The sequence below is a fragment of the Cyclobacterium xiamenense genome, from assembly GCF_900109255.1.
GTDB lineage: Bacteria > Bacteroidota > Bacteroidia > Cytophagales > Cyclobacteriaceae > Cyclobacterium > Cyclobacterium xiamenense.
Genome location: NZ_FNZH01000005.1, coordinates 1 through 23,005, shown reverse-complemented (window position 1 = coordinate 23,005; position 23,005 = coordinate 1). Strand labels below are relative to the sequence as shown.

The window sequence follows — 23,005 nt, the reverse complement described above, 5'->3', positions numbered from 1 at the left end:
ATCTTTGGCCAGCTGCTTGCTGTTTCTATCCCGGCCACATGGGCCGCATATTACTCTACACCTACTTCATCCATATTTTTGAAATACACCTGCCTGTCTGCATCCAGGTCCACCAACACGGCGCTATCGTTTTTGATGTAACCACTTAGAATCTGCTTGGAAAGCTCGTTTAAAACCAGGCGTTGCATGGTTCGCTTTAGTGGCCGCGCCCCGTATTGGGGATCAAAACCTACCTCGCCCAGGTAGTCCAGCACTTCCCGTGTGGCTTCCAATTCGATTCCAGCTTCCGCCAGTCGTTTTTGTACTTCTTTCCATTGGATATCCACAATTTTTCGCAGGATTTCCCGGTTAAGGGGTTCAAACATGATGGTTTCATCGATTCGGTTCAGAAACTCCGGGCGAACCGATTTTTTCAGCAAGCCAAACACTTCTTCTTTGGTTTCTTCCATCACCTGTTCCTTGTTCCAGGCATCCATGTTTTCAAAGCGCTCTTGTATCAAGGTGGACCCAATATTGGTAGTCATGATGATAATCGTATTTTTGAAATTGGCCACCCTGCCTTTGTTGTCCGTCAGCCTGCCATCATCCAGTACCTGCAGCAGGATATTGAATACATCCGGATGGGCCTTCTCGATCTCGTCTAGTAATACCACGGAGTAAGGCTTTCGGCGTACCGCTTCGGTCAGCTGTCCTCCCTCGTCGTAACCGACGTAACCGGGAGGCGCTCCCACCAGGCGACTCACGGCGTGTCGTTCCTGGTATTCCGACATATCGATGCGGACCATGGCATTTTCATCGCTAAACAGGTATTCGGCCAGCGCTTTCGCTAATTCGGTTTTCCCTACACCGGTGGTGCCCAGGAAAATAAAGGAACCGATCGGACGCTTGGGATCCTGCAAGCCTGCACGGCTACGTCGAACGGCATCCGAAAGGGCCACGATTGCTTCCCGCTGTCCGGCCACGCGCTTGCCCAACTCCTCTTCCAGGTGAAGCAGCTTTTCGCGCTCGCTTTGGATCATTTTGGATAGCGGAATCCCGGTCCATTTACTGACCACCGCCGCAATGTCTTCGTGGTCTACCTCCTCCTTCAGCAGGGGCGATCCTTCCTGCATTTCCTTTAGCTGCTGCTGAAAGGACTGCAGCTTCTTCTCGCTTTCTCCGATTTTTCCGTAGCGAATTTCCGCAACCTTTCCAAAATCACCGGCTCGCTCCGCTTGTTCGGCTTCCAGTTTGAATTTATCGATATTTTCCTTCTCCCGCTGTATGCCCTGAATGACCGCTTTTTCGCTTTCCCACTTGGCCTTGATACCTTGTCTCTTTTCCGAAAGTTCTGCCAGTTCCTTGCTTAGCACGGCCTCCTTGTCCTTGTTTTTTTCACGTCGGATGGCTTCCCGCTCGATTTCCAACTGCATGATGCGGCGATTAAGCTCGTCCAACTCCTGAGGCAGGGAATCAATTTCCATACGCAATTTGGCGGCGGCTTCGTCCATCAGGTCAATGGCCTTGTCCGGAAGGTACCGATCGGAAATGTACCGCTGCGAAAGTTCTACTGCCGCAATCACGGCATCGTCTTTTACCCGCACTCCGTGATGCAGTTCGTACTTGTCTTTGATTCCCCGTAAAATGGAGATGGCATCCATAGCATCCGGTTCATCGACGATGACTTGCTGAAACCGACGCTCCAGGGCTTTGTCCTTTTCGATGTATTTTTGATACTCTTTAAGGGTGGTCGCCCCGATGGCGTGCAATTCACCCCTGGCCAATGCCGGTTTCAGCAGGTTTGCTGCATCCATGGCCCCTTCTCCGCCCCCACCTGCTCCGATTAGCGTGTGAATCTCATCAATAAACAAGATGATTTCCCCTTCCGAATCGGTCACTTCCTTGATAACAGCCTTTAGGCGTTCTTCAAACTCTCCCTTGTACTTGGCGCCCGCTACGAGCAATCCCATGTCCAGGGAAATAAGGATTTTACTCTTGAGGTTTTCCGGCACATCCCCGCTCACAATCCGTTGAGCCAGCCCTTCCACAATGGCGGTTTTACCTACACCCGGTTCTCCCAGAAGGATAGGGTTGTTTTTGGTCCGGCGGGCCAGTATTTGCAGCACCCGTCTAATCTCCTCATCCCGGCCGATCACCGGGTCAATTTTGCCTTTTTTGGCAAGTTCGTTCAGGTTTTTGGAGTACCTCTCCAGCGACCTGTACTTTGATTCTGCGTTCTGATCTGTCACTTTATTTCCTTTTCGTAGTTCCTTGATGGCTTCAATGAGATTTTTCTCATTCAGTCCCTGATCCTTTAAGAGTTGGGCCGTTTTATCCGTACCGGCCAACACCCCCAATACCAGATGCTCCACCGCTACGTATTCGTCTCCAAAGGTTTTTAGGTATCCTTTTGCTTTTTCCAGCACCTGATTGGTGGCATTGGACAGGTAAGGTTGCTGTCCGCTGACCTTGGGCAGCTGCCCGATCAGTTCGTCCAACTTCTGCACAACCAATCCACTGTTGACTCCCAATTTTTTAAATAGAAAATCGGTGACGTTGCTATCTTCTTGAATGATTCCCTTGAGCAAATGGGCAGGTTCTATCAATTGTTGCTGCCCGGCTGTGCACAGCTCCAGTGCCTTCTGTATGGCTTCCTGAGACTTGATGGTGAATTGTTTGAAATCCATGGTGTTCCGGGTTATGGTTGCTTTCTTTTCTTCTTTCACAGCTAGAATCAAATATGCAACCAATCTAATTTCTCGGAAAAAATGTCCGATTTCGAACAAGATTGATTCCTTTTTCGGACTTTTTGGCAGGCGCTTGCTACTTCCTGTATGGAAATCCAAGGGCACCGATCGGATGTATTCGTGCATTTGCCTATCTTTGCCGGGTACAATCAGCCTGTCTTGGTCCCATGAAACTCCCGCTTACTTTATTTTTCCTAGGTTGTTTTTTTTCCTGTGTGGAAAAAGAGGCGCCTAAACCAAACGTCATCGTGATTTTGGTAGACGATTTGGGTTGGGCCGATATCGGGGCCAACCATCCGGAGACCTTTTACGAGACACCGAACATCGACGGTATGGCTGCAAATGGCCTGCGGTTTTCTCAGGCCTATTCCGCCCATCCGGTATGCAGCCCAACGCGGGCAGCCCTGATGACGGGAAAGCATCCCAACCGGGTGCAGATTACAGATTGGATTCCGGGCTTTAATCGGGATAAAGAAAATTGGCCGCTAGCCACTCCGGAAATTAGCCATGAACTGCCGCTGGAAGAAACCACGCTCGCAGAGAAATTTAAGGAAAACGGCTACCAAACCTTCTTTGTAGGGAAATGGCACCTCGGAGAAGAACCCCGCTACTGGCCCGAATACCAGGGATTTGACCGAAACATCGGTGGCTGGAGTGTGGGGGCGCCGCAATTAAAACAAGGACAGGCAAACGGGTACTACTCCCCCTATGGAAACCCCCGACTGGAAGACGGGCCGGAAGGGGAATACCTCACGGAACGACTTACGTCGGAGAGCATTCGATTTATTCAGCAACGAGGCGAAGAGCCATTTTTCCTGTACCTGGCCTTTTACACGGTGCATACCCCCATACAGGCTGCGCCAACCAAACACGATTACTTCCTTCGCAAAAAAGAAAATCTGGAAACCAAACCCGGGCAGCAGGCGTATCGGCCGGAAGGAACGGGCCAAACCAAACTCATTCAGGACAATGCGGCCTATGCATCGATGGTTTCCGCCATGGACGAAAATGTAGGCAGGCTGCTTCAGGCCTTGGAAGATGCAGGGCTTTCGGATAACACATGGGTCGTGTTCACCAGCGATAATGGAGGCCTGTCTACCTTGTTTACGGAAGGTGCTCCCACGGCAAACGGCCCGCTTCGGGCGGGCAAAGGTTGGTGCTACGAAGGGGGTATCCGGGTGCCCTTCATTGTTCAGGGGCCGGGTATTTCCCGGCAGGGTAGTGTATCGGAGACTCCGGTGGTTAGCATGGACGTATTTCCCACCCTCCTTAGCCTGGCCCAAATCCCGCACGATGCCGGCGATGGGAAGGACTTGAGTCCATTGATCCTCGAAAACGGGCAAATTGAGCGGGAGGAACTGTTTTGGCATTACCCCCATTACCATGGCAGTGCCTGGAAACCCGGTTCCGCCATTCGGATAGACCACTGGAAATTGATCCATTTTTACGAAACAGGGCTCAGTGAACTGTATAACCTGGACAACGACCCGGGAGAAACCGAAAACCTGGCAGCAAGCCATCCCGAAAAGGCGGCCTCGCTCGAAAACATACTCATGCAAAAACTGAAGGAAACGGGAGCCCTCCTTCCGCAACGCCGGTAATTGCCCCTGGCAAAATAGTTGGGCAGAACGGCAGTTGGGCAGGAACCAAGGTACCGCGAAGCTTTGTTTACTACGGGCCCGAAACAAGCAGAAAAATGCAGGAACACGACAAACAAGACATTCGAAAATTAAGCCTTCCGGATTTGGAAACGTATTTTGAGACGGTGGGCGAAAAAAAATTCCGAGCCAAACAGGTCTACGAATGGCTGTGGAACAAATCGCTCAAAAACTTCGATGACATGACCAATTTATCGAAGGCCACCCGGGAACACTTGAAGGAAAATTTCACGATTAACCACATTCGGGTCGATCAGCTTCAACGCAGCACCGACGGGACCATCAAAAATGCCGTGAAGTTGTTTGACAATCAAATCGTGGAATCGGTGTTGATCCCTACTTCCAAACGAATTACGGCCTGTGTCTCTTCCCAGGTCGGCTGCAGTCTGGACTGCAACTTCTGTGCGACAGCCCGGCTGAAACGAATGCGCAACCTAAACCCGGATGAGATTTACGATCAGGTGGTAGCCATTCAGGAAGAGGCCCGGATGTATTTTGACCGGCCCCTGACCAACATCGTGTTTATGGGAATGGGAGAGCCCCTGCTGAATTACCAAAATGTGCTAGCCGCCATTGAGCGAATCTGTTCTCCCGAGGGCCTGGGAATTTCCCCCCGGCGGATTACCCTTTCGACAGTGGGGATTGCGAAGATGATCCGAAAACTGGCGGATGACGGGGTTCGATTTAATCTGGCACTTTCCCTGCATTCGGCCATCAACGAAACCCGAACGCGTCTGATGCCCATCAACGAGAGCAATACCGTCGAAGAACTGGCCGATGCGTTGGCCTATTGGTATTCCAAAACCAAACGAAAAGTGACCTTTGAATACGTGATTTGGGAAGGGATCAATGACGACGAAACGCATGCCAGGGCATTGGCCAGGTTTTGCAAAAAAATCCCTTCAAAAGTCAATATTATTCAATACAACCCGATTGATGACGGGGAATTTCGACAGGCCGCACCCGATAAGGTAGCCCTGTATTTGCGGATATTGGAGGAATCCGGAATCATCGCCAAGGTCCGAAAATCACGAGGACAGGACATCGATGCTGCTTGTGGGCAGTTGGCGAATAAAATAGAGTGGTAATTAGACAACGGGAAAATTAGGATATGAATTACTTTTTTTTAACTTTGAAATACGAAATAGAGTAAATTAAATGGACCTTCCTGCCATCATAGAAAAATCACTACCCGTTTTGAACGAAAAGGGCTACCAAGGGACAGATATGGACCGTTTGATAGACCAATTGCAAATCCGTCCTTCAGATTTATACCGGGATGTACGAGATTTTGACGATTTGATCGTCCGGATCTTTTACCGCCTGTGCAACGAATCGGATGCAGCCGCGGCAGAAATTGACCAAAATGGCAGTTCGTTGGAAAAGTTGTATACGAGTACCCTGGCTTCTTACCGGATTCAGGAAAAGTACCGCTTCTTTTTTTTGGATCTGGGAACCATCATCAACCGGCACGAGGCGGTAAAAGATCGGTATTTTGAACTCATTTCCCTGCGTAAGACCCAACTGATTCACCTTTTTCACAAGATGAGTCAGGAAAATGTATTTGAAAAAGAAAACTTTACGGGTAGCTTTGAAAACCTGGCCAATCAGATGACTATGCTATCCGATTACTGGCCCATTCACAATCTGGTGATTTTTGGGCAAGATTCATTTCACCACCAGTATTACAGCAAGCTCGTTTTTTCCATGGTCTTGCCTTTTTTGACCGACGAAGGTCTTAGACAATACAAAAAAATATTGGGCTACGAACGGTGAGCTAACCCGGATCAAACATCCTTGTTACTAAAATCAAAAAGTTTACGTTTTTCTTCCTTGCTCAGGTTATCGTAGCCTTTTTCGGCAATCTTATCGAGAATTCGATCGATTTCTTCCTGTGTGCTTTTGCTGCCGCTGCTGCCCGAATTGACGGGTGCCGTTCCACCTTTGGTTTTCACGTTATCGCTACCCCGTCGGTAGGTTACCTTCACTTTTGGTTTTTGCGAGAACAATTTCTCAAAAAACAAGCCAACTGCCTGAACGGGCTTGCCCATATCAACGCCCTTTTGGAGTTGTAAGATGTACAGGTACCCGAGAGCGGCTCCGCCCAGGTGTGCCAATTCCCCACCTGCATTTGATCCCGCAGAATTGGCAAACGCGATCAAGACGTAGAAAATGGCAATGTATTTAATTTTTACCGGTCCGAGCAATAGCAGGTGAAACTGGGTATCGGGTCGAAGCGTTGCGGCGGCTACCACGATGGCATATACACCGGCACTGGCTCCAAGCATCAGTGCTCCATCCACCCGATCGCTAAAATACGGGGCAATGTTATAAAGCACCATGTATAGCAATCCGCCTGCGATTCCTCCCAGAATGTACAGGTTTACCAGCTTTCTGCTACCCAGATATTCCTGAACCAAAAGCCCAAACCAATACAAAAACAACAAGTTAAATATGATATGAAAGAAGCCTTCGTGAAAAAACATGTAAGTAAGTAGGGTCCAGGGTTGTATCACAAACCTGGACAGAGAGGCCGGCATCATAAAAACGGAGACAATGGAGCGGTAAAGCTCTTCGGCACCACCAATGGTAAGGAATACCCGCAGCACCATCAAGACCAAAAATGCGATCAAATTGATGGCAATAATTTTATAGAGACCATTGTCTTTATGGTCAAAGGCGTGCCTGATATGATACCAAAATCCTCCGTACATGATGTTTTAATAGAAATTTCTTCTGTCCTTCTTCCAATAGGTAATCAATACCGCACCGATGGCCAACCCGGCAAGGTGCGCAAAATGAGCTACATTATCTGTGGGATTCGATACAAATATATTATAAACCGTGTATAGTCCATAAAACAAGACAAGGTATTTTGCTTTTACCGGCATGGGAGGGAACAGCAAAAACAACTGGGTATTGGGAAAGAGCATACCAAAGGCAATGAGAATCCCAAACAACGCTCCGGAAGCTCCCACCATCGGAATATTCGCCTGCCGATCCCGTACATCCAACATGGTGCGTTTGGCGCGGGACTCCAGCTCCTGACTTTCGGGATTTCGACTGTATTCGTCCACAAATTCATAGATAACCGGATTGAACAAATGCCGGTTGTCCGACACAAACCGGTTGAAGGATTCCGGATCGGGGTTATCGGTAAAAGCTTCGATCCGGTCGTTGAGGCTGCCCATTTTGTAGGCATTGTATCCCGAGTAGAGTACCCCGGACCCAATCCCGCAAACCATCCAGAGGATTAGGATCTTTTTCGGCCCCATGAACTGCTCCAGCAGCGGCCCGAAGATAAACAGGCCAAACATGTTGCTGAACAAATGCCAGAAGTCAGCATGCATAAACATGTAGGTGACAAACTGAAACGGCATAAAAAACCGGCTTTCCACGTAATAGAGTGCAAAGAGATTTTTCAGCTGCGGCATAAAAAAAGATACGACTACGTGCATCCCCACAGTGATCAATAGCAAGTTTTTCACAATGGGGGTAAGGGCTCTAAACATAGGATACGATTTTAATTCATCAATGGAAAAATTGCTCTATTTTATTCAAATCTAATTTAACAAAGGTTTTGATGCCCTCCGGACTGTAATTGGGGTTTTGACAGGCAAATAGTTGACCAGCCAGGTTTTCCATTTCCTGGTATTTCAACGGATCTCCCCGTTTGATAGACGTTTTTTTCGCCAAAGATCTTGCCAGATTTTCCTTTCTGCCCAGGGAAAGCTCCTGCTTGAAATGTTTGAATTGCTCCAGCAGTTCCTCCACCAGAACTTTTTCACTGGCGATGGACACGTCCGCAGGGACCCCATTGATCAATATCGAATGCTGACCAAAGGCCGTCAGTTGAAAGCCCAAATCATTTAACTCCTCTTTCAAATCCATCACCAATGCGAAGTCCGCCGGGCTCAAGTGGATGGTTTGGGGAAACAAGCATTGCTGCGAAGCCCCACCGGACTGTTCCAACTGCCGCAAGTACTGCTCGTACAGGATGCGCTGGTGCGCCGCCTGCTGATCAAAAATCAACAAGCCCGAGGAGGTCTGTGCTACGATATAGGCCTGTTCTACCTGAAAGGTTTTACCCGATCCCAGCGGCCCTTGCCCGGGTAGGGGCTGAACAGCTTCCCGTTGGTTTGCTTTGCTAGGGAAAGTAAGCAACTGCTCTTCTTCCGGTGGTGCCTTGTCGGGATCAAACTGCAAGGCCTGGTCTTCCGGGTTTTGTTGGAACAATTGCTCCCAACCTTTGACCCCCTTGTTTAGCAGGCTGGGCCCCCGATAGGTACGGTAGTCGTTTTCGCTGCGAAGCTCCTGGCGTTTGGCTTCGTCCTTTTCCCAGGTATCTGCAATGTTGACATCCTGGCTAAAATCGATCATGGGCACCACATGGTGGGCCCCCAGGGCCTGTTTCACGGCCGAACGAACCACCCCGTAGATGGTTCGCTCGTCGTCAAATTTGATCTCCGTTTTGGTGGGGTGCACGTTGATATCAATGTGTTTGGGGTCAATCGTTAAAAACAACACGTAGAACGGGTGTTGATCGCTACCGATCAGCGCCTCGAAGGCATTCATGACCGCATGGTGCAGGTAATTGCTTTTTATAAATCGGTTATTGACAAAAAAATATTGTTCTCCCCGGGTCCGTTTCGCCTGCTCGGGTTTCCCAATGTATCCTTTGATGGAAATATGGGGCGATTCTTCCTGACACACGATGAGTTGATTTCGGTACTGTTTGCCAAATATGCCGAGTATTCGTTTGCTGAGTTTGCCGGAATCCAGGTTGAACAGCTCCATGTCGTTTTGGTGAAACGTAAATGCCACCTCCGGATAGGCTAGCGCCACCCGCTGAAACTCCTCCACCAGGTGACGCGTTTCTACGGCATTGGATTTAAGAAAATTTCTGCGGGCCGGCACGTTGAAAAACAGGTTCTTTACCGAAATCGAGGTCCCTTCCCGAAAAACGACCGGCTCCTGCTTTTTCACGGAGGATCCCTCAATCACAATGACTGTTCCCAGTTCGTCCTGGCTACGCTTGGTCTTCATCTCTACCTGAGCGACAGCCGCGATAGAGGCCATGGCTTCGCCCCTAAACCCATGCGTCCGGATCGCAAATAAGTCATCCGATTTTCGGATTTTCGAGGTGGCATGGCGCTCGAAGCACATGCGTGCGTCCGTGATGGACATGCCCATCCCATCATCCACTACCTGAATCAGCGATTTGCCCCCCTCCTTCACCACCACCGAAATGTTTCTGGCTTTGGCATCGATGGCGTTTTCCAATAGTTCCTTCAGCGCAGAAGCCGGACGCTGCACCACTTCGCCAGCAGCTATCTGATTGGCGATGGCATCCGGCAACAACTGAATCAGGTCATTCATGTAGCTTTCTTTTTCGAGGGTTTTAATTTAAATAAGGACACAAGCAATGCCACGGCAGCTCCCAGGTACAGCAGGTAATAAAAGAAATCCGGACCGATATACAGGTACCCGCCAAAACCAGCCACCAGTAGGACAAAAATTATCATACGCATCATCCCGGCACTTTGCATGACCGTAGAAGGCTGCTTTTTGATGGGGCTTCCACTGGTGAATGCCCCACGAATACTCGAGCCGTGGGAGTAGCGGCGATCCAGCTCCTCCCGGTCTTCGGACTCCAGTACACCCCGGGCTTCGAGTTCCCGCTTGATGTTCTCCGTACGCTGATGAATCTCTTCTTTTACCGGATCGTAATGTCTTGGATTGATTTGAAACCTTCTTGGTTGATTGACCCTAAATATGGATGGAAACTTCATGTTCGTAGAAATTTGACTGCAAGAATCTTTGGAAAGAAAAGCCACCAACTGGCGTCTTTTTCTTTCGGAAAGTGAAAAAACCGCGCCGGGCGAAAAACCTAATTTATTCAACTATTGTTTTTTGAATAAGATATTTTCTGCTCATCACTTTTAACTAGGTAGACGAACGGAAAATACGTATGTTTGATCAATTCAGCACGGTGTTGATTGCAAAGTTATTCTTAAATTAGTACCAATAAAATTTTAACACACCCATGTGTCAAAAAGTTTACGCATTACTTTTTAGTATTCTCTTCCTTTTCGGACCGGTTTCCGCATCCCCTCCCGTTGGCAACCCCGACCCCCTGCTTGGTGAAAACATAGTAAAGCAGCAAGCCTGGGTAGACAGTGTTTTTAATTCCCTGACCTTCGACGAAAGACTAGGGCAATTGTTTATGGTAGCGGCTTATTCCAATCAAGGGCCTGCCCACAAAGAGGAAATCTCCCGATTGATCGAAGAGCAAAACCTGGGGGGACTCATCTTTTTTCAGGGAGGCCCCGTACGGCAGGCAGCACTCACCAACCACTACCAGTCCCTGGCAAAAACGCCTCTATTTATCGCCATGGATGCAGAATGGGGGCTCGGAATGCGGCTGGATAGCGTCCTGCAATTTCCGAAACAGATGACCCTGGGTGCAGCCGCAAACGACGAGCTGGTTTATCAGATGGGGAAAGAAATTGCACGGCAGTTTAAAGAAATGGGCATGCACATCAATTTTGCACCGGTGGTAGACGTGAATTCCAACCCGGAAAACCCCGTCATTGGGTACCGCTCCTTCGGTGAACGCAAGCAACTGGTAAGCAGAAAATCCCTGGCCTACATGAAGGGAATGCAGGATCATGGCGTTATGGCCAATGCCAAGCATTTTCCGGGCCACGGGGACACCAATGCCGATTCCCACTATACCACCCCCGTGATTCACAACAGTCGGGAGCGGATAATGGACATCGACCTGTATCCGTACCGGGAACTCATCAACCAGGGCCTGATGAGCATCATGGTGGCCCACCTGCACGTCCCCAGTCTGGGGAGTGAAGAAAAATTACCCACCACCCTGTCTCCAAAGGTAGTCACCGACCTGTTGAAAAACGACATGAATTTTCAGGGACTCATCTTTACCGACGCACTCAATATGAAAGGTGTCAGTAACTTGTACAAACCCGGAGAAGTGGATGTATTGGCATTACTCGCCGGAAACGACGTACTACTCTACGCGGAGGATGTACCCCAATCCAAAGCCTTGATTAAGCAAGCCGTAGCCGATGGAAAAATAAGTGAAGCGGAAATTGATTCCCGGGTACGCAAAATATTGCGCGCAAAATACTGGGCAGGATTGCACCAAAAGCAGCAGGTCAACACCCATCGCCTGGTGGAGCGATTGAGCAATTTCGGCACAAAGGCTCTTATCGAACAACTCTATGCCTCCTCGCTTACGGTAGTAACCAACGAAGAAGAAGCCATTCCCATACGGCACCTGGACATGGAGCGAATGGCATCCATCACCGTGGGAAACGGGGGAAAAACCTTTAAGAACTTCCTGGACAAGTATTCGGAATTCACGCATTACACCCTTCGGGGAAACAGCAACCGGGATAATTTTGCCGCACTCGAGGAAAATTTGAAAGAATACAGCACCATCGTGGTAGGGGTGATGGGAATGAGCAATAATCCACGCAGAAACTTTGGATTAAAAACAGAAGAAATCGAATTCATCACGCGCTTGCAGGATTCCCACAGGGTCATCACGGTGGTTTTTGGCAACGCCTACGCTGCCCGAAATTTTACCGCACAAAAAAACCTGATTTTAGCCTTTGAGGAAAATGACTTTACAGAAAGCCTGGCACCTCAGGTTATTTTTGGCGGCCGGCCGGGTACGGGTACACTACCTGTGAGTATTGGTCAAGCGTGGAGTCAAGGGCATGGCATCGAAACACCCCCGCTGCATCGGCTGGCCTACAGTACCCCCGAAGCGCAACAAATGGACAGCAGGGAATTACTGAAAATTGACGAGCTGATGGAGAAAGCCATCGCTTCTCGGGCTACTCCCGGCGGGACAGTACTGATTGCTAAAAACGGAGCGGTCGTTTACGAGAAGTCCTACGGACACCTGGACTACAACAGGGCCGTGGAGGTCACCGACAAAACCATGTACGATCTGGCCTCCCTGACCAAGGTACTGGCAACCACTCAGGCCATCATGTTTTTGGAGAGCAGGGGATTTCTCGATTTGAATAAATCCCTGCAGGACTACCTCCCTGAATTGGCGGGCAGCAACAAGGGTCCTTTGCAAATACGGAACATTCTGACACACGAAGCCGGCCTCGTTCCCTACATTCCCCACTTTACCAACACACTGGACGGCACGGAGTGGAAAGAGGGATATTACAGCAACGAAAAGCAGGACCCTTTTACGCTTCCTGTGGCAGCCGGAGTGTATGCTCACCGGGCTCTTCCGGACAGCGTCTGGAAGTGGACAATCGCATCCAACCTTCGATACCGGGGTACCAAAGGCACCCGGTACAGTTACCGCTATTCCGACGTGGGCATGTACCTCTTGCACCGGCTCATTGAGACCCGGGTAAACCAACCCATGAACGAATTTCTGGAGCAACATTTCTACCATCCCCTTGGGATGTACCGGTTTGGCTACCTGCCCCTGGAAAAATTTAAACCGGGTGAGATTGCTCCTACGGAAGACGACCGGATTTTTCGAAAAACCCTGGTTCATGGATACGTGCACGACCCGGGAGCTGCCCTATTTGGTGGTGTGGCAGGACATGCTGGACTTTTTGGCACGGCCAACGACCTGGCAAAACTTTTGCAAATGATGCTTCAGGGAGGAAAATACGGGGCGGTGGAATTGCTGGACCAGGAGACAATCGATCGATTTACCAGCAAACAATCGTTTCACAGCCGTAGGGCGCTGGGATGGGACAAACCCGATCCCGAAAAAGACAAAGGTCCTACCGGTAATCTGGTTTCCCTGAGCACCTACGGACATACTGGCTTTACCGGTACCGCAGCCTGGGCCGACCCGGAGCACCAATTGATTTATGTATTTCTATCCAATCGGGTACATCCTGATGCCGGCAATAACCGCCTTCTTCGGGAGAACGTTCGTTCAGATATTCAAGATATTATCTACCAATCCATAAAAAATGAGTTCCTTTTAGCGGGAAAATGAACAAAATGACACATCGGGCGTGTTTACTTTGGCATGCAAGCAGCCTTCAACAAAATCAATTAAAATGAAAATCGGGATCGTCTGTTACCCCACCTTTGGTGGAAGTGGCGTGGTGGCAACTGAACTGGGGAAAGCGTTATCCGCTAAAGGCCATCAAATTCATTTTATCACCTACAGCCAACCAACCCGGCTGGATTTTTTTAGCGAAAATCTTTTTTACCACGAGGTCGATATCAAAAGCTATCCGCTTTTTGAGCATGCACCGTACGAATTGGCGCTTGCTAGTAAGATGGTCAATGTGGTCAAATACGAGCAGTTGGATTTATTGCACGTACATTATGCGATTCCCCATGCATCCGCTGCATACATGGCCAAACAAATCCTCAAAAGGCAGGGAATTTCCATTCCCGTTGTCACCACCCTGCACGGGACCGATATTACACTGGTGGGTAAAGATCCAAGCTACGAACCGGTTGTAACGTTTAGCATCAACGAGTCGGACGGTGTCACCGCCGTGTCTGCGGACCTGAAAAAAGATACCCTGCTACATTTCGATGTGGACAATCACATAGAGGTCATTCCCAATTTCATTGACCTGAACCGCTTCAAAAAACAAAAGAAAGAGCATTTCAAACGGGCCATTTGCCCAAATGACGAAAAACTTCTCGTACATACGTCGAATTTCCGCAAAGTGAAGCGAGTAGACGATGTCATTCGTGTTTTCTTTGAACTGCGAAAGGCAATACCTGCCAAGCTATTGCTTGTAGGGGATGGTCCGGAACGGGATAAAATGGAGCGGCTTTGCCGGCAATTGGGAACCTGCGAAGACATTCGGTTTCTGGGCAAATTGGAAGCGGTAGAAGAAGTGCTTTCGGTAGCCGATTTATTCCTCATGCCCTCCGAAAAAGAAAGTTTTGGCCTGGCCGCTCTAGAGGCCATGGCTTGTGAAGTCCCTTTGCTGACCAGCAACGTGGGCGGCATACCGGAGTTAAATATCAATGGAGAAACCGGTTTTTTATGCGAAGTAGGCAATATTGAAGAAATGACAGAAAAAGCGTTGTTTATCCTCGACGACAAAAACCTGCCTGGGTTCAAAAAGAATGCCCTGGCCCGAGCCAAAATGTTTGACGTAACAGCCGTATTACCCCTTTACGAAGCTTTTTATTTAAAAACGATAGAAAAATGTTTGCATCCACAAAATGGATAAGAGAAATCAAGTTTCTTTTTTGTTGGAATCAAAACAGGACCGAATTACTTGACGTTTAATAAACGGTTTAATAAACAAAAAATTTACTAACTGTAGCCAATATTTCCTACCTTAGGCATTAAAATTGAGGAAATTGTATTGATACAAAAGTTATACGACGAATGAAAAAAATTGGAAGATTGGATCGGCCGGATAATAGCGGTTCTGCCAAAATGTTTGCCAACCCAGTTTTGGAAAAACTCAGTAGGACCCACATCAGCATACCTATCGCCATGTTTCTGGGCGTGGGCACGTATTCTCTATATTTTGGAATTTCGTCGACACCGATATCCCTTTGGAAAGGTGTCGCCTTGTTTCTCGGAGGATTTTTGGTTTTTACCTTTGTGGAGTACCTCATGCACCGGTACCTCTACCACATGGAACCGGATACAAACATAAAGGATAAATTACAGTATTCCGTACATGGAGTCCACCACGACTATCCCAAAGACAAAGACCGACTGGCCATGCCTCCTTTTATTTCCGGGCTCTATGCGGTAATCCTCTATTTTTTATTCGACTTTATCATGGGAGAATCGGCGCTGTTTTTCCTACCTGGATTCCTGTTGGGCTATGCCTTGTACCTGGGTGTGCATTACACCGTTCATGCCTACCAGCCACCCAAAAATTTTCTAAAAATCCTTTGGGTGAATCATGCCATCCATCATTACAAGGATCCGGATGTGGCATTTGGTGTGAGCACGCCACTTTGGGATTATATTTTCGGTACCGCTCCCAAGAAAAATTAATCGGGTCTACTTCCGTAAGCCCGGAAAACGCTGGAAGTAAATAATTCCCCTGCCTATCCGGATCCTAATTCCGGATAGGTATCTGGTAGGAATACCAGAAAAAATAATCATTTTATCGGTACGAAGGATGCACATTAGCATAATTGGATTAGGATGGCTGGGCCTTCCGCTAGCTTCTTTTCTACAGCAAAAAGGCCATTCGGTCAAGGGAAGCACGTCTAGCCTGGAAAAAAAGGAAACCCTGGAAAGACAGGGTATCCGGGCAGAGCGCTTGCTGTTAGATCCCCTGCCCGTTCACGCCGTACCGGCACAACTGTTTGAAACGGATATCTTATACATTAACATTCCCCCGGGTCGTCGCAGACACCCCGACGAGTATCACCCCCAACAGATTCAATTTCTTCGGGAGGCCATTGAGCAGCACCAGATAGGAAAAGTGATTTATGTCAGCGCCACTTCGGTCTACCCTAGTAAAAACCAACTTGCCCGGGAAACCGACTTCTTATCCGCGGATACTACAGGAAATCCCGCCCTATGGAATGCCGAGCAGCTTTTATGGGAAAACAAGGCCTATGACCTCACCGTCGTTCGGTTTGGCGGGCTGCTGGGAGACGACCGGATTCCGGGAAGGTATTTTTCCGGAAAGGAAAACGTACCCGGACACCCCCCGGTAAATTACATTCACCGAACGGATGCCGTTCGTGCCATCCACTGGATCATTGCGCAAAACCTTTGGAACGAAACGTTTAACATCATTAGTCCGGAGCATCCGGACAAAAAAACCGTTTTTGAAAAGAATGCGCAGGACATGGGTTTCCCGCCGCCAGCGAGTTACGAACAGCCCCCTCAGCAGATGTGGAAGGAGATATCCTGCGAAAAATGGTTAAAAACTGGTTTTTCCTTTCATTTTCCAGACCCCTTGGCGTTTACCTATTCTACCTAACCAATCCCTAGTTTGGCAGCTACCATGCAGCGTTTTTACCGGGTCACCAAGCTAGTTTGGGCGGGCGCCAAAAGATCTGTAAAAAATTTCTAAAAAAGACAATCCGAATCAGGGAGCTTTTCAGAATCTAGTTTCATCAAACTGGAATGATAGAAATAATCCGTCTTGTTTTTGTAAAAAACAGTATTTTATACGGTGATTAAAAAATAAAAAGGCTGATAATCAATTATATTTGTAAACCCGCATAAGCGGTTTTTATTAAATAACTTAATACCTTAATTTTGGTGTCTGAACATCACAACCTTATGGATAAATATTCTTACATCTCCAATGCCCACGTCGCCTACATAGACGAGTTGTACGAGGACTACCGGAAGGATCCCGAATCCATTGATGGCAGTTGGAAAGCCTTCTTCGACGGCTTTGAATTCGCCATCAACAAATACGGTGAAGACGAAAACGGCGGCGCCGAAGCTGCTAGCAGCACGACCGTAAACGGCAACCTGGCAACCAAGGGCACCATCATGGACATGGAGCAGTTGCCCAAAGAAATTAAAGTTCGGGCACTGATTCACGCCTATCGGTCCCGCGCCCACTTGCGCTCGAAGACCAACCCTGTACGGGAACGGCGAGACCGAAAGGCCCTTTTGGACCTGGAAGACTTCGGGCTGGACAAAAACGACCTGGACACCACCTTTCAGGCCGGAAACGAAATCGGGATCGGAGATGCCCGGTTATCCAAAATCATCGAATCCCTGAAAACCATTTACGAGGGTGCCATGGGCTTTGAATACCTCTACATCCGCGATCCCGAAATGTTGGATTGGTTCCGGATCAAAGTGGAAAAAGAAGCCCTGGAGTTCAATCCTCCATTGGAGGACAAGAAGCGCATTTTATCCAAGCTCAACGAAGCCGTTGTTTTCGAAAACTTCCTGCATACCAAATACCTGGGACAAAAGCGATTTTCGCTTGAAGGGGGCGAAAGCACCATTCCCTTTTTGGATGCCTTGATCAACAAAGCTTCGGACCTGGGCGTGGAAGAAGTAATGATCGGAATGGCGCACCGGGGACGTCTCAACGTCCTTGCCAACATCATGGGCAAAACCTACGAACAGATTTTTTCCGAGTTTGAGGGCACGGCAAAACCCGATCTGACCATGGGAGACGGAGACGTGAAATACCACATGGGCTTTTCTTCCGAAGTTCCTGCCAAAAACGGCAAGTTAATGATCCTCAAATTGGCTCCCAACCCCTCCCACCTGGAAGCGGTAAATCCGGTGGTCGAAGGATTTGTGCGGGCAAAAATAGACGACCATTACCAGGGCGATGAAGACAAGATGATCCCGATCCTAATCCACGGGGATGCGGCGGTAGCCGGGCAGGGAATCGTCTACGAAGTCACCCAGATGGCCAACCTTAAGGGCTATTATACCGGAGGGACCATTCATTTTGTCATCAACAATCAGGTGGGTTTTACCACCGATTTTGACGATGCACGAAGTTCCATCTATTGTACCGATGTAGCGAAAATCATCGATGCGCCAGTAATACATGTAAACGGAGACGATCCGGAAGCGGTCGTTTATGCCGCCAGACTTGCGGTTGAATTCCGGCAAAAATTCAATAAGGATATCTTTGTAGACATGGTCTGTTACCGCAGGCATGGCCACAACGAGTCGGACGAACCGAAATTTACGCAGCCAGAATTATATAACCTCATTTCCAAGCACCCCAACCCCCGGGAAATTTACAACAAAATCTTGCTGGAGCGGGGACAGGTGGATGCGAAGCTGGCCAAACAGATGGACAAAGAGTTTCGCCAGCTGCTTCAGGACCGGCTGAACATGGTGAAGGAAAAACCACTTCCCTACACCTTTTCTCCTTTCGAAAAAGCATGGAAGGCACTAGAGCGGGCCAAACCGGAGGACTTTGACAAATCGCCGGACACGTCTGTCTCTTCCGAATCCATCGAAAAGGTAGCGGAAGCGCTTACCGTTTTACCCAAAGGATTCAAGCCGATCAAGCAAATTGAGGCTCAGCTAAAGCAGCGGAAGGAGATGTTTTTCCAATCCAGGACATTAAACTGGGCGGCAGCAGAGCTATTGGCCTACGGGTCGCTGCTATTGGATGGAAAAACGGTACGGATTACGGGGCAAGACTGCCAGCGCGGCACCTTTTCGCACCGGCATGCAGTCGTACACGATGCCTCTACCAATAAGCCGTACAATTCCCTGAAGGAGTTGAAGGACAGCAAGGGAAAATTTTATATTTACAACTCCCTTTTGTCGGAATACGCGGTGCTTGGATTTGAATACGGTTACGCCATGGCCAACCCCAATGCCCTCACCGTTTGGGAAGCGCAGTTTGGAGACTTTGCAAACGGAGCACAAACCATGATCGACCAATTCATCACTTCCGGAGAATCCAAGTGGCAAAAGATGAACGGACTGGTTATGCTTTTGCCCCATGGCTACGAAGGACAGGGACCCGAGCATTCCAATGCCCGGCCGGAGCGGTTTTTACAACTGGCGGCGGAATACAATGTAATTGTAGCAAATATCACCGAGCCCGCCAACTTCTTCCATTTGCTCCGCCGGCAGATGACATGGAATTTCCGGAAACCATGCATTGTCATGTCGCCAAAATCTCTGCTGCGGCATCCAAAAGTGATGTCCCCGATTGAGGAGTTTACCAGCGGTAATTTCCGTGAAATCCTGCTGGACAAGGAGGTGGATTCGAAAAAAGTAAAGCGGGTGGTTCTTTGTTCAGGAAAGGTCTATTACGATCTGATCGAGATGCGGGAAAAAGAAAAGGTCACGGACGTAGCCATCATACGCCTGGAGCAACTTCACCCCCTGCCCAAAAAGCAGCTACTCGAGGCCATTCAGTCTTACGGTAAAAACACCGAGACGGTCTGGGTTCAGGAGGAACCCGAAAACATGGGGTATTGGGCGTTTATCGTCAGAAACTTGTTCAAAGAATTGCCCATGGACGTCATCGCCCGGAAGGCGAGTGCTTCCCCAGCTACCGGATACCACAAGGTGCACCTGGAAGAACAAAAGCAAATTTTGGAAAAAGCTTTAAAAATTAATTCTTAATTTCCCTTTTTCATTTTCAGTATACAACATAAATTGAGATAGAGGCTAACCGGAACCCCTGCGATATCCGGTAAAAATCAACTAACCGATGAGTATAACAATCAAAGTGCCTGCCGTGGGCGAATCCATCACCGAAGTTACCGTAGGTCAATGGTTTAAAAATGATGGCGATTTTGTTGAAATGGATGAGGTCCTATGTGAACTGGAGTCCGACAAAGCCACCTTCGAACTAACGGCAGAAGCAGCCGGAATCCTGCACACAAAAGCCGAAGAAGGCGATAGCCTGGAGATTGGCGCAGTCATTTGTGAAATTGACCCGGACGCAAAGGAAGAAGCCGCATCCGGCAAACCGGAAGCAGAAAAATCGACCCCTTCCGAAACCAAGTCCGCAAGCCCAAAGCAAACCGGTGAGGTGAAAGAAATGCGCGTTCCTACCGTTGGCGAATCGATCACCGAGGTGACCCTGGCCACCTGGCTTAAGGAGGACGGAGACTACGTAGCGCTAGACGATATCATCGCCGAAGTGGACTCCGACAAGGCAACCTTCGAATTGCCCGCAGAGGCTTCCGGTATCCTAAGACAGGTAGCACAGGAGGGAGATACCTTGGAAATTGGGGGATTGATTTGTAAGATTGAAGAAACGGATGGTGCCCCATCCGGGGAAGCGGAGACATCCTCAGCAGCCGAAGCCCCGGAAAATACGGCGAAGGGAAATAGTGGTAAGGAAACCTATGCTTCCGGACACGCCTCTCCGGCTGCAGCTAAAATCCTTGCCGAAAAAGGTATCGCATCCAATGCAGTAGCAGGCACCGGCAAGGATGGCCGTATCACCAAGGAGGATGCGCTGAAAGCCGAACAATCCAAGCCGGCAGCCGCCGCGAGCAAATCAGCCGTCGCAGACAAAAGCAAACCGGCGGAACAGCCGGAAGCGCCGCAAAAAACCGGTACGCGTGGTAGCCGAAGAGAAAAAATGACCTCCCTGCGAAAAACCATTTCCAGGCGATTGGTGTCCGTAAAAAATGAGACGGCCATGTTGACCACCTTCAACGAGGTAAACATGAAGCCCATCATGGATTTGCGGAAGCAATACAAGGATAAATTTAAGGAGCGGTACGAGGTAAATCTGGGCTTTATGTCCTTTTTTACCAAAGCAGCTTGCATCGCCCTGCAGGAATGGCCGGCAGTCAATGCGCAAATAGACGGGAACGAGATTGTTTACCACGACTTTTGTGACGTATCGATCGCCGTATCTTCACCCAAGGGACTGGTGGTACCCGTCATCCGCAACGCCGAACAACTCTCCTTTGCAGAAATCGAAAAAGAAGTGGTGCGGCTGGCCATCAAGGCTCGGGAAGGCAAATTGACCATCGATGAAATGACGGGTGGAACCTTTACCCTCACGAACGGTGGTATTTTTGGCTCCATGATGTCTACGCCTATCATCAATGCACCTCAGGCCGCTATCCTGGGAATGCACAACATTGTGGAACGGCCAATGGCTGTCAATGGGGAAGTGAAAATTCTGCCCATGATGTACCTGGCGCTTTCCTACGACCATAGAATCATCGATGGCAGAGAGTCGGTGAGCTTTTTGGTGCGCGTCAAAGAGCTGCTGGAAGATCCTTCCCGCTTATTGCTGGGTATTTAACGTTTTTTTCACATTCTATCCGGGCATTGCACGGGTAGGGACATTAAACCACGATCACGTATGTATGATTTAATCGTAATCGGTTCGGGACCCGGAGGCTACGTAGCCGCCATCCGGGCCGCTCAGTTAGGCTTGAAAACTGCCATCATCGAAAAATACGACACCCTGGGGGGTACCTGCCTGAATGTAGGCTGCATCCCTTCCAAAGCCTTGCTGGATTCCTCCGAGCATTACCACAATGCTGCCCACAGTTTTAAAGCCCATGGCATTGACCTCAAAGATTTGAAGATCAATTTCAAGCAAATGATCCAACGAAAACGGGACGTAGTCAAGCAAAATGTAGATGGGATTCAATACCTGATGAAAAAAAACAAAATCGACGTGATTCAGGGCCTGGGTTCATTCAAGGACAAAAACACCGTCATCGTCACCAAAAAGGATAAAACAACCGAGGAGCTTTCCGGCAAGCACATCCTAATTGCTACCGGATCCAAGCCGGGAAGCCTTCCCTTTATCAAATTGGATAAGGAACGAATCATCACCTCCACCGAGGCGTTGGAGCTGAAGGAAGTCCCCAAGCATTTGATCATCATTGGTGGCGGGGTCATCGGTCTGGAACTCGGATCGGTGTACGCCAGACTGGGCGCTAAGGTATCTGTTGTGGAATACCTGGACAGCATCATCCCCACCATGGATCGAACCATGGGTAAAGAACTCCAAAAATCGTTGAAAAAATTAGGCATGGAGTTTTACCTCAAACACAAAGTAACCGGCGTGGAACGAAAGGGAAAAGAGGTGACCGTAACCGCTTTGAATCCAAAAGAGGAAACGGTATCCCTTACGGGTGACTATGCCCTGGTTTCCATCGGGAGAAAGCCTTATACCGAAGGCCTGAACGCCGAAGCTGCCGGAGTAAAGGTAAACGACAAGGGACAGGTCGAAGTAGACGAGCACCTAAAAACCTCCACTCCGTCTATCTATGCGATAGGTGATGTGGTCAAAGGCGCCATGCTTGCCCATAAAGCAGAAGAGGAAGGTGTGTTTGTAGCCGAACAAATCGCCGGTCAGAAACCCCACATCAACTACCTACTGATCCCCGGTGTGGTCTATACCTGGCCGGAAGTGGCCTCGGTAGGGTATACCGAAGAACAACTGAAAGAAAACGGCAGGAAATACAAGACAGGCAAATTTCCATTTATGGCTTCCGGGAGAGCCCGGGCCAGTGGAGACGTAGATGGCCTCGTGAAAGTACTCGCAGATGCCGAAACGGATGAAATCCTGGGGGTGCACATGATCGGACCCCGAACGGCCGATATGATAGCAGAAGCCGTTGTTGCCATGGAATACCGCGCATCCGCAGAGGATATCGCCCGCATGTCACATGCACACCCGACCTACACAGAGGTATTTCGCGAAGCATGTCTGGCAGCCACCGATAACCGGGCTTTGCACATGTAAGGCAAATACGAAAAACAACTCAAAAGGCTTTTGATTTACTCAAAGGCCTTTTTTTATGCAAGTGATGATCGTTCAGGAAATCGATATACTAAAAAAATGGTAAAAAATACACGGTGGCATGGGAGTGTTAGCTCAACTCTGTCTGGCTTCCCTTCGGGGGGCTAGCCCCCCGAAGGGAAAATTCACTATTTTTTTAGGACTCTGTCTTCAGATCCAGTTCCAATCTTCCCTCAAATCTAATAGCCAACTGCTGAACAGTCAAGCCCCAATTTTGCAAAGGTGAGGCCCACTTTTTCTCAATACGCCTGGTGACCAGATAAACGAGCTTCATTAAGGCCATATCAGAGGTGAAGGCGCCTTTGGACTTGGTTACCTTTCGCACTTGTCTGTGAAAGCCTTCTACCGTGTTTGTGGTATAGATCAGCCGTCTAATGGATGGGCTATAGTCAAAGTAGGTGCTCAA

16 protein-coding genes are annotated in these 23,005 nt (G+C 48.9%); 10 read left to right on the top strand and 6 right to left on the bottom strand.

Going from position 1 to position 23,005, the window contains the following annotated elements:
* Positions 1 to 50: 50 nt before the first annotated feature.
* Positions 51 to 2,666, bottom strand: coding sequence for an ATP-dependent chaperone ClpB (clpB, locus tag BMW71_RS15915; protein ID WP_092176839.1), 2,616 nt, complete (start codon positions 2,664 to 2,666; stop codon positions 51 to 53).
* A 308-nt stretch (positions 2,667 to 2,974) separates the two neighbouring features.
* On the opposite strand from clpB, the gene BMW71_RS15910 reads away from it, so the two are divergent.
* The 3 genes from BMW71_RS15910 to BMW71_RS15900 all read left to right on the top strand — a co-directional run bounded on the left by BMW71_RS15910 (position 2,975) and on the right by BMW71_RS15900 (position 6,160).
* Positions 2,975 to 4,327, top strand: coding sequence for a sulfatase (locus tag BMW71_RS15910; protein WP_244891199.1), 1,353 nt, complete (start codon positions 2,975 to 2,977; stop codon positions 4,325 to 4,327).
* 95 nt (positions 4,328 to 4,422) lie between these two features.
* Positions 4,423 to 5,472, top strand: a complete 1,050-nt coding sequence (rlmN, locus tag BMW71_RS15905) for a dual-specificity RNA methyltransferase RlmN (RefSeq protein WP_092176190.1) — start codon at positions 4,423 to 4,425, stop codon at positions 5,470 to 5,472.
* Between the two features lie 70 nt (positions 5,473 to 5,542).
* On the top strand, positions 5,543 to 6,160 hold the full coding sequence (locus BMW71_RS15900) for a TetR/AcrR family transcriptional regulator (RefSeq protein ID WP_092176187.1): 618 nt from the start codon (positions 5,543 to 5,545) through the stop codon (positions 6,158 to 6,160).
* A gap of 11 nt (positions 6,161 to 6,171) precedes the next feature.
* Here the strand turns inward: BMW71_RS15900 and BMW71_RS15895 are convergent, their stop codons facing one another.
* Genes BMW71_RS15895 through BMW71_RS15880 form a run of 4 tightly spaced genes read right to left on the bottom strand, consistent with a single transcriptional unit; the run spans position 6,172 to position 10,176 of the window.
* On the bottom strand, positions 6,172 to 7,098 hold the full coding sequence (locus tag BMW71_RS15895) for a rhomboid family intramembrane serine protease (protein ID WP_092176185.1): 927 nt from the start codon (positions 7,096 to 7,098) through the stop codon (positions 6,172 to 6,174).
* Positions 7,099 to 7,104: 6 nt separating this feature from the next.
* Positions 7,105 to 7,896 carry a rhomboid family intramembrane serine protease gene (locus tag BMW71_RS15890; protein WP_092176182.1) on the bottom strand — a complete coding sequence of 264 codons (792 nt, stop codon included), beginning with the start codon at positions 7,894 to 7,896 and terminating at the stop codon, positions 7,105 to 7,107.
* 19 nt (positions 7,897 to 7,915) lie between these two features.
* Entirely contained in the window at positions 7,916 to 9,763 is a 1,848-nt protein-coding gene (gene mutL / locus BMW71_RS15885) for a DNA mismatch repair endonuclease MutL (RefSeq protein ID WP_092176180.1), read from the bottom strand.
* On the bottom strand, positions 9,760 to 10,176 hold the full coding sequence (locus tag BMW71_RS15880; protein ID WP_092176836.1) for a hypothetical protein: 417 nt from the start codon (positions 10,174 to 10,176) through the stop codon (positions 9,760 to 9,762). Before BMW71_RS15880 ends, mutL begins: the two co-directional genes overlap by 4 nt.
* Before the next feature lie 254 nt (positions 10,177 to 10,430).
* Between BMW71_RS15880 and BMW71_RS15875 the strand changes: the two genes are divergently transcribed.
* The 7 genes from BMW71_RS15875 to lpdA all read left to right on the top strand — a co-directional run bounded on the left by BMW71_RS15875 (position 10,431) and on the right by lpdA (position 22,542).
* Complete coding sequence (locus tag BMW71_RS15875) at positions 10,431 to 13,400, top strand: serine hydrolase domain-containing protein (protein WP_092176177.1); 2,970 nt, start codon at positions 10,431 to 10,433, stop codon at positions 13,398 to 13,400.
* A gap of 64 nt (positions 13,401 to 13,464) precedes the next feature.
* Positions 13,465 to 14,607 (top strand): N-acetyl-alpha-D-glucosaminyl L-malate synthase BshA, encoded by a 1,143-nt coding sequence (gene bshA, locus BMW71_RS15870; protein ID WP_092176175.1) that lies wholly within the window; start codon positions 13,465 to 13,467, stop codon positions 14,605 to 14,607.
* Positions 14,608 to 14,768: 161 nt separating this feature from the next.
* A complete protein-coding gene (locus tag BMW71_RS15865; protein WP_092176172.1) occupies positions 14,769 to 15,395 on the top strand; it encodes a sterol desaturase family protein in 627 nt (208 codons plus the stop codon).
* 127 nt (positions 15,396 to 15,522) lie between these two features.
* Positions 15,523 to 16,338, top strand: coding sequence for a Rossmann-fold NAD(P)-binding domain-containing protein (locus tag BMW71_RS15860; protein ID WP_092176169.1), 816 nt, complete (start codon positions 15,523 to 15,525; stop codon positions 16,336 to 16,338).
* A gap of 305 nt (positions 16,339 to 16,643) precedes the next feature.
* Entirely contained in the window at positions 16,644 to 19,436 is a 2,793-nt protein-coding gene (locus BMW71_RS15855; protein ID WP_092176167.1) for a 2-oxoglutarate dehydrogenase E1 component, read from the top strand.
* An 88-nt stretch (positions 19,437 to 19,524) separates the two neighbouring features.
* Positions 19,525 to 21,084 carry a 2-oxoglutarate dehydrogenase complex dihydrolipoyllysine-residue succinyltransferase gene (gene odhB, locus BMW71_RS15850; protein ID WP_092176164.1) on the top strand — a complete coding sequence of 520 codons (1,560 nt, stop codon included), beginning with the start codon at positions 19,525 to 19,527 and terminating at the stop codon, positions 21,082 to 21,084.
* Between the two features lie 60 nt (positions 21,085 to 21,144).
* On the top strand, positions 21,145 to 22,542 hold the full coding sequence (gene lpdA, locus BMW71_RS15845) for a dihydrolipoyl dehydrogenase (protein ID WP_092176162.1): 1,398 nt from the start codon (positions 21,145 to 21,147) through the stop codon (positions 22,540 to 22,542).
* Positions 22,543 to 22,735: 193 nt separating this feature from the next.
* Here lpdA and BMW71_RS15840 read toward each other — a convergent pair.
* Positions 22,736 to 23,005: transposase (locus BMW71_RS15840; protein ID WP_143057645.1), on the bottom strand; the 270-nt coding region annotated here is incomplete at its 5' end.

Coding starts and splice junctions, on each gene's coding strand:
- clpB (WP_092176839.1), bottom strand. CDS start 2,666: ATGGATTTCAAACAATTCACCATCAAGTCTCAGGAAGCCATACAGAAG.
- rlmN (WP_092176190.1), top strand. CDS start 4,423: ATGCAGGAACACGACAAACAAGACATTCGAAAATTAAGCCTTCCGGAT.
- BMW71_RS15900 (WP_092176187.1), top strand. CDS start 5,543: ATGGACCTTCCTGCCATCATAGAAAAATCACTACCCGTTTTGAACGAA.
- BMW71_RS15895 (WP_092176185.1), bottom strand. CDS start 7,098: ATGTACGGAGGATTTTGGTATCATATCAGGCACGCCTTTGACCATAAA.
- BMW71_RS15890 (WP_092176182.1), bottom strand. CDS start 7,896: ATGTTTAGAGCCCTTACCCCCATTGTGAAAAACTTGCTATTGATCACT.
- mutL (WP_092176180.1), bottom strand. CDS start 9,763: ATGAATGACCTGATTCAGTTGTTGCCGGATGCCATCGCCAATCAGATA.
- BMW71_RS15880 (WP_092176836.1), bottom strand. CDS start 10,176: ATGAAGTTTCCATCCATATTTAGGGTCAATCAACCAAGAAGGTTTCAA.
- BMW71_RS15875 (WP_092176177.1), top strand. CDS start 10,431: ATGTGTCAAAAAGTTTACGCATTACTTTTTAGTATTCTCTTCCTTTTC.
- bshA (WP_092176175.1), top strand. CDS start 13,465: ATGAAAATCGGGATCGTCTGTTACCCCACCTTTGGTGGAAGTGGCGTG.
- BMW71_RS15865 (WP_092176172.1), top strand. CDS start 14,769: ATGAAAAAAATTGGAAGATTGGATCGGCCGGATAATAGCGGTTCTGCC.
- BMW71_RS15860 (WP_092176169.1), top strand. CDS start 15,523: ATGCACATTAGCATAATTGGATTAGGATGGCTGGGCCTTCCGCTAGCT.
- BMW71_RS15855 (WP_092176167.1), top strand. CDS start 16,644: ATGGATAAATATTCTTACATCTCCAATGCCCACGTCGCCTACATAGAC.
- odhB (WP_092176164.1), top strand. CDS start 19,525: ATGAGTATAACAATCAAAGTGCCTGCCGTGGGCGAATCCATCACCGAA.
- lpdA (WP_092176162.1), top strand. CDS start 21,145: ATGTATGATTTAATCGTAATCGGTTCGGGACCCGGAGGCTACGTAGCC.